Below are 5,829 nucleotides of genomic sequence, written 5' to 3' on the forward strand. Positions count from 1 at the left end.
CCAGAGCGCGGTGGAACCACCCGGTCCCATTCCGAACCCGGAAGTGAAACGCCGCAGCGCCGATGGTAGTGAGACGATAGGTCTTGTGAGAGTAGGTCGTCGCCAGGTATATGCCCGGCTCCAAGCAATTGGAGCCGGGCTCTTTTTTTGGGCCAAATTTTTCTTTCCGCCATTGTTAAAATCTCAGCGGGCTGGCTGATTGACATTTGATACGGGCTTCACCCTCGCCTCGGCGCTCATCAACTCCGGCACATTCCGCTACAACTCGTCGGTCGCCTACAACAACACCCTGACCTTCACCAGCGGATCGATCGGTGGCGACAACACCCGGATTTACCTCACCCACACCGTCGTTCCCGAGCCCCGCGCCGCCCTGCTCGGCGGTCTCGGCCTGCTCATGCTGCTGCGTCGCCGCCGCGCCTGAGGATTCTGGAGCAAGTTGGTTGGGAAACGCTCGTCCCAGCCCATTGATCGTTAATAACCGAACCTGGGAACGGCCGGGAAGAGGATGACCGGAGAGTGTTGTCCTTGCTCGGCTCACCCCATGCAACTGTCCATGTCTCTCCCATCGCTGAACCTGGCGGCGCGTCAAGGCTCGGAAGCCGGCGCGGCGGGGGTGAAGGCGGGGAAGAAAACCGATTTGTCGGAAGTGTCGAGTGAGCTGCTGGCGGCCTCGCTGGAGGCTTTTCCCTGTTGGATGCTGCCATAGGAAGCGAGCCCCCGCAGCCCCACGAGCAGGGTTTTCTTGTGTTCCGGATCAAGCGCCTCACCGGCCCGCCGGGCGGCGCTCCAGGCGATGTCGGCGAGAGCCTTCTTTGTTTCCGCCGTCTTATAGCTGCGCAGAGAGGGAACGTGGAAGAGAATCACGATGGTCTCCGGCCCGTCATGACAGTAGGTGAGGAAATCACCGCCCGTCATCAGGTTCTTTTTGCTGCCGCCGTCGAAGAGGATTTTCGTCATGGTCTTCATGCTGCTGGCAAATCCGGTGGCCGCCTGCTTCGCCGCATCGGTGTTGCCGTGGCATTGTCCCTTGCGTTTCGAATCGATCAGGTCGTTCGCGGCGGTGTACTCCTTGAAGCCCGGTTTCGCGGCCTCCTTGGCGGCTGCGCGTTCTGCCGTCACTCCAATCAGCATCAGCGGCACGGCCAGCAGCGCCAGGATCCATGTCCATGCTTTCGCCGGGATGAAAAAGAGCCCGTGCTTCGGATTCAGCAGAACCTGCTGGCCGGTCGCGGGATCGACCAGGACCCTGGGTTGCTTTGGATAGATCATCTTCCAAAGTCCCCAGTTAGCGAGCGCCGCCAGCCCGAGTCCGAGTCCGGGGCCCACGCCGGGTTGCCCCAGCGCCCCTGAAATGATCGATCCGAGGACCATTCCGGCAATCGCCACCAAAGGTATCAGAATTCCAAGCCCGCTCCAGATGATTATGGTTTTTTTGTGTTGTTAGTGGTTCGATTTGCGGTTCCGTTAAAATCCAAGGGATGCGCCGCGTCAATTCAATCCTTCCCGCCATCTGCGCCTCCCGCGGCGGATTTTGCACGGGCACGGCATTCGCGAAGTGTCCGGCATCGCGGATGAGTTTCAGCGCGGCTTTTTCCTGGCCTTGTCCTGGCGGTCGGCCAGGCGCTGGGGCGACGGACCGGTGAGCGGCCAGTCGGGTGAATCGCCGTGGTTTTGTTGGATGAGTGCCGCAGCTTTTACTACCAGGCCGGTGTGGTTTTCCTCGACGTTGGTGGCTTCGCCGGGGTCTTTGGATAGATCGTAGAGTTCGATCGGCGCCTGCGGGCCGTTTTTCACGGCCTTCCAATCGCCGAAGCGGACGGCTTGGATGGGTTTTCCTTCGTGAAGTTCCCAGTAGAACGCGTCGCGTTGCGGGGCGGGACCGCCTTTGAGATGGGAGACGAGCGAGAGGCCGTCGGTCTTGCATTCGGGAGGGAGGGTGGCTCCGGCGAGTTCGGCGGCGGTGGGAAGGAAATCCCAGAACGCCCACGGTTCGTCCGAAACGCGGCCGGCGGGAACCTTGCCGGGCCAGCGGGCGATGCAGGCTTGGCGGAGCGCGCCTTGATAAAGTCCGCGCTTGTATCCGCGAAGCCCGTTGGACGCCTGATTGAAACGCTTGCCGATACCGGATTCCGGGGAAAAGGAAGAGCCGTTGTCACCGGCGATGATGATGAGGGTGTTGTTGTCGATGCCGAGCTCCTTGAGCAGGTCGATCACTCCGCCGACATCGGAGTCGAGACGGGTGACTTGGGCGGCGTAGGATTTTTCCTCCATGCTCCATGGCTTGTCGGCATAGACGCCGAGGTCGTCGATTTCATGGTCACCATGGGGCAGGGTGACGGCGTAGAAGAGGAAGAATGGCTTTGCTTTGTTAGCGCGGATGAAGTCGAGCGTTTCCTTTTGGATGAGGTTCTGGGAATAGGTTTTCTTGCCGCTGGATTGTGGTCCGCCGGCGTTGCCGGGCAGTTCGATGCGACGGTCGTCATCCCAGAGGTAGGTGGGGAAGTAGGAGTGGGCGTGGCGCTGGCAATTGTAGCAGTAGAAGCGGTCGAACCCCTGCTTGAGCGGGCTGCCGGTGGTGTCGAAGAACCCCATGCCCCACTTGCCGGTGACGCCGGTGGACTTGAGGACTTCCGCCACGGTGACGGTTTCGACGGGAAGGGGTTTCTGGCCTTCGGCCGTGATCTCCCAGTTGCCGCGGACCGGGCAGTGGCCGGAATGGAGTCCTGTCATCAGGGAGGCGCGGCTCGGGGCGCAAACGTTGGTGCCACAGTAGGCTTGGGTGAAACGGGTGCCTTCCCCGGCCATCCGGTCGAGCCGGGGGGGTGGATGATTTTCTGGCCATAAGCGCCAACGTCGCCCTGGGCCAGGTCCTCGCCGAGGATGAAGATGATGTTAGGATGTGCCGCGGCGCATAAGGTCGAGGCGGCGATGACTGCGAGCGCGAGGTGGCGGATGGCGTGCATTTGGGTATGGTGACGAGAGACGAAGGTTAGTCGAAGGGAATCAGCGGGTCTGCCGCGCGCGCCGAATGATCCGGAAATCCTGTTGTTTTTCGGGAGAGTGCTGGATTTCGGCTGAAGACATGTCATCCCTGCCCCGGACATGAAAACAGCTCGCGTGGTGGTCGTCGGTGGCGGAGTGATCGGGCTGTGTTCGGCCTATTACGCGTTGAAGCGCGGGTTCGCGGTGACCGTCGTCGAGCGCGAGCCCGAGGGCGGCGACAATTGCTCGACGGGAAACGCGGGCATGATTGTGCCCAGCCACTTCACCCCGCTGGCCGCGCCCGGCATGATGGCCAAGGGGCTGCGCTGGATGTTCAATCCGCGGAGCCCGTTCTTCGTCAGGCCGCGTCTCGATCCCGAACTGGCGCGCTGGGGCTGGCTCTTCTACCGGAATTCAACTCCGCGGCACGTGGCCGCCTCGCGCGAGTTGTTGCGCGACTTGAACCTGGAAAGCCGCCGGCTTTTCCTCGAACTGGCGCGCGACGAGGACTTCGGCCTGGTCGAGCGCGGGCTGCTGATGCTTTGCAACACCGCGAAGGGCCTCGCCGAAGAGATCGAGGTCGCCGAGAGCGCCCGTGAAATCGGGCTGCGCGCCGATGTTCTCGACGCCGCGGCCGCCGCTAGGATCGATCCCGGCGTGACGATGGACATCGCCGGCGCCATTCATTTCACCCAGGACTGCCATCTCGATCCCGCGCGCTTTCTCAACTCGATGCGCCGACGCGTGCTCGAACTCGGCGCGTCGATCGAAAGCGGAGTGGCCATCGACCGCATCGAAACCTCGAACGGTCGCGTGAGCGCCGTCTCGGGTGGCGGCAGGCGATTCGAGGGCGACAAGTTCGTCGTCGCCAGCGGCTCATGGAGCGGCGGGCTGCTCAAGTCCGTGGGCTTGAAGCTCCCGCTGCAAGCCGGCAAGGGCTACTCGCTCACGCTGGGCGCGCCGCCGGAACTGCCGCGGCTTTGCTCGATCTTCGCGGAGGCCAAGCTGGCGATCACGCCGTTAGGTTCTAGCCTGCGCTTCGGCGGCACCATGGAGGTAGGCGGTCTCAATCTCGACGTCAACGCCATGCGCGTGCAGGGCATCGTCCGCTCGGTGCACGCGTATTTCCCGAAGTTCGCGGAAAGCGACTTCGACGGCGTGAAACCCTGGGTCGGTCTGAGGCCGGTCTCGCCGGATGGCATTCCCTACACCGGGGTGGTGAAGGGCTTGGAAAACCTCGTCGTCAACTGCGGCCACGCGATGATGGGCCTGAGCCTCGCACCGGTCAGCGGCCGCCTTGCGGCGGATCTTCTTGCGGGTGACACGCCGTTCCGCCCGATCGAAGCGCTGGCCCCCGGCCGGTTCTGATTCCCGAACTAACGAAATTTTAACATGAGCCGAGAATCCATCCACATCATCGAATCGCACACCGGGGGCGAGCCCACCCGGGTCGTCGTTTCCGGCGCGCCGGATCTGGGAAACGGTCCGCTCGCGGAGCGGGCGAAAATCCTCCGCGGTCAGCACGACTGGCTCCGTCGCGCCATCTGCAACGAACCGCGCGGCCACGACGCGATGGTCGGCGCGCTGCTTTGCGAAGCCCATGAACCGGATTGCGTTTGCGGCGTGATCTTCTTCAACAACGTCTCCACCCTCGGCATGTGCATCCACGGCACCATCGGGCTAACCGTGACGCTGGCGCACCTCGGCAGGATCGGCCCCGGAACCCACCGCATCGACACTCCGGTGGGCGTGGTCGTCGCCACCCTGCGCGAAGACGGCTCGATGGAAGTGGCCAACGTGCCCTGCCACCGCGTGGCGGCCGACGTGCCCGTCGAAGTCCCCGGCTGGGGCCGCGTCACGGGTGACATCGCCTGGGGCGGCAACTGGTTCTTCCTCATCGACCAACAGGGGCCCGCCGTGGAGTTTCGAAACATCGAGGCTCTCACCGCTTTCGCCTGGTCCGTTAGGGAAGCGCTCGCCAAACAAAACATCATCGGCACCGACGGCATGGAAATCGACCATATCGAGGTCTTCGGTCCGCCGGGAGATCCCGCCCTCGCCGACAGCCGTAACTTCGTGCTTTGTCCCGGAAAAGCCTACGACCGCTCGCCCTGCGGCACCGGCACCAGCGCCAAACTCGCCTGCCTTCACGCCGCGGGAAAACTCAAGCCCGGCCAGACCTGGCGCCAGGCGGGCATTCTCGACACCGTCTTCCACTGCCAGGTGGACGAACTTCCCGACGGCAGCGTGATTCCCCGGGTTTCCGGCCGCGCCTGGGTCAATGGTGAGTCCACCTATTTCTTCAATTCCGACGACCCGTTCCGGGATGGCATTCCCGCCGGGAGCCAGTCGGAGCCGCGGGAGTAGTTGGATGGCTCGATTTTTGCGGTGAGTTTTTGGATGAGGAACCACCCCCGGCGGCTCACGTCCTATCGTCCATCGGTGGATCAAGTCTGAAATGAAGTTCCCCGCGCCCCGTCGTCAAATCGTGCGCTGGAAATCGTTGGCATCGCCCACAAATCTTGTTTTTTCTCCTAGCCCGTCACGCAATCCCATTTATTCTCGGGGCGGCGTGAGGCACGGCGCATCCGGCCCCGCATGACTCTCAAAATCGCATCGAATTCCCCATGAATCTCACACTCAAAGTATGGCGGCAGTCCGGGCCGAAGGCCCAAGGTAAGATCGAAACCTACGACGCGAAGGAGATTCCGACCGAGGCCTCGTTCCTCGAAATGCTCGACATCGTCAACGAGCGGCTCATCACCAAGGGCCAGGAGCCGATCCATTTCGACCACGATTGCCGCGAGGGAATCTGCGGTTCCTGCTCGCTGACCATCAACGGGA

General features: G+C 62.7%; 7 protein-coding genes and 1 rRNA gene. 5 read left to right on the forward strand and 3 right to left on the reverse strand.

The features are described 5' to 3' along the window. Together rrf and AC4DF4_RS17555 are read left to right on the forward strand one after the other, a co-directional pair. Positions 1 to 108: ribosomal RNA gene (gene rrf, locus AC4DF4_RS17550) — 5S ribosomal RNA — on the forward strand; the annotation flags it as partial. 91 nt (positions 109 to 199) lie between these two features. Beyond that, the gene (locus AC4DF4_RS17555) at positions 200 to 424 is read left to right on the forward strand and encodes a hypothetical protein (RefSeq protein WP_490049404.1); all 225 of its coding nucleotides are present in this window, start codon (positions 200 to 202) and stop codon (positions 422 to 424) included. A 164-nt stretch (positions 425 to 588) separates the two neighbouring features. On the opposite strand, the gene AC4DF4_RS17560 is transcribed toward AC4DF4_RS17555, so the two are convergent. The 3 genes from AC4DF4_RS17560 to AC4DF4_RS17570 all read right to left on the reverse strand — a co-directional run bounded on the left by AC4DF4_RS17560 (position 589) and on the right by AC4DF4_RS17570 (position 2,966). Beyond that, on the reverse strand, positions 589 to 1,389 hold the full coding sequence (locus tag AC4DF4_RS17560; protein ID WP_490049405.1) for a hypothetical protein: 801 nt from the start codon (positions 1,387 to 1,389) through the stop codon (positions 589 to 591). A gap of 192 nt (positions 1,390 to 1,581) precedes the next feature. Further along, positions 1,582 to 2,808: an arylsulfatase gene (locus AC4DF4_RS17565; RefSeq protein WP_490049406.1), complete on the reverse strand. Its 1,227-nt coding sequence runs from the start codon at positions 2,806 to 2,808 to the stop codon at positions 1,582 to 1,584. Further along, entirely contained in the window at positions 2,733 to 2,966 is a 234-nt protein-coding gene (locus AC4DF4_RS17570; protein WP_490049410.1) for a hypothetical protein, read from the reverse strand. Before AC4DF4_RS17570 ends, AC4DF4_RS17565 begins: the two co-directional genes overlap by 76 nt. A gap of 139 nt (positions 2,967 to 3,105) precedes the next feature. On the opposite strand from AC4DF4_RS17570, the gene AC4DF4_RS17575 reads away from it, so the two are divergent. The 3 genes from AC4DF4_RS17575 to AC4DF4_RS17585 all read left to right on the forward strand — a co-directional run. Beyond that, complete coding sequence (locus AC4DF4_RS17575) at positions 3,106 to 4,353, forward strand: NAD(P)/FAD-dependent oxidoreductase (RefSeq protein ID WP_490049407.1); 1,248 nt, start codon at positions 3,106 to 3,108, stop codon at positions 4,351 to 4,353. Positions 4,354 to 4,377: 24 nt separating this feature from the next. Beyond that, positions 4,378 to 5,352, forward strand: a complete 975-nt coding sequence (locus AC4DF4_RS17580) for a proline racemase family protein (protein ID WP_490049408.1) — start codon at positions 4,378 to 4,380, stop codon at positions 5,350 to 5,352. A 260-nt stretch (positions 5,353 to 5,612) separates the two neighbouring features. Beyond that, the coding region (locus AC4DF4_RS17585; protein WP_490049409.1) for a 2Fe-2S iron-sulfur cluster-binding protein at positions 5,613 to 5,829 on the forward strand (217 nt) is incomplete at its 3' end.

The organism is Luteolibacter sp., assembly GCF_058122085.1.

What these genes read in the sequence shown, in the direction of transcription:
- AC4DF4_RS17565 (WP_490049406.1), bottom strand. Translation starts at nt 2,808, where the DNA reads ATGGCCGGGGAAGGCACCCGTTTCACCCAAGCCTACTGTGGCACCAAC.
- AC4DF4_RS17570 (WP_490049410.1), bottom strand. Translation starts at nt 2,966, where the DNA reads ATGCACGCCATCCGCCACCTCGCGCTCGCAGTCATCGCCGCCTCGACC.
- AC4DF4_RS17575 (WP_490049407.1), top strand. Translation starts at nt 3,106, where the DNA reads ATGAAAACAGCTCGCGTGGTGGTCGTCGGTGGCGGAGTGATCGGGCTG.
- AC4DF4_RS17580 (WP_490049408.1), top strand. Translation starts at nt 4,378, where the DNA reads ATGAGCCGAGAATCCATCCACATCATCGAATCGCACACCGGGGGCGAG.